This window comes from Mycobacterium sp. IDUB_37, assembly GCF_055419245.1.
In genome coordinates this window covers 1-451 of the sequence record NZ_JBVAXG010000041.1, presented here as the reverse complement: position 1 = coordinate 451, position 451 = coordinate 1, and the positions used below count along the sequence as shown (strand labels likewise).

At 65.2% G+C, this 451-nt stretch carries 2 protein-coding genes; one reads left to right on the top strand and one right to left on the bottom strand.

Features of this window, described 5'->3' with window-relative positions:
- Nucleotides 1-193: hypothetical protein (locus ACZY1I_RS32215; RefSeq protein WP_463761711.1), on the top strand; the 193-nt coding region annotated here is incomplete at its 5' end.
- A 38-nt stretch (nucleotides 194-231) separates the two neighbouring features.
- On the opposite strand, the gene ACZY1I_RS32210 is transcribed toward ACZY1I_RS32215, so the two are convergent.
- Nucleotides 232-451, bottom strand: a 220-nt coding sequence (locus tag ACZY1I_RS32210; RefSeq protein ID WP_463761710.1) for a hypothetical protein, incomplete at its 5' end; no start/stop codon positions are given.

Here is a 451-nt window from a genome sequence, read left to right as displayed (position 1 = left end):
AAAGGGGGTGATGGCGTCACTACGCGAACGGCAGGCAGCCCGCACAACCCGGCCACCCACCGGCCCAACCATCTACTCCTGCTGTAGTGGTACGCCACCGCCTCACCTCGGCAACGGCCGGGGCGGGCAGCCCGCCACCAATCGGGCAGCCTCCACCCGCAACGCCGAATCCCTTACACCACAGCAACATTGACCACTTCATCCCGGCTTCCGAACCCGCCGGGTAAGCCCCTATGCTCCAGACATCGCCAGCGACGGCAGGCCCGCCCGAAGCAATCCCGCAGGCGAGTGCCACGTCTCGTTTCCAAAAGTCTGAGATTGATCAGATTTCTGTCTCGATTTCTTCGCGGCTGCGGGGATGAGGGCCGCCGGTAGCGTGGCCGGTTGTGTCCGACCGCCGAGGGTTTCCCGAGCGTGCAGCTGTACGACCACGGGCTGCTCGATGTCGGTG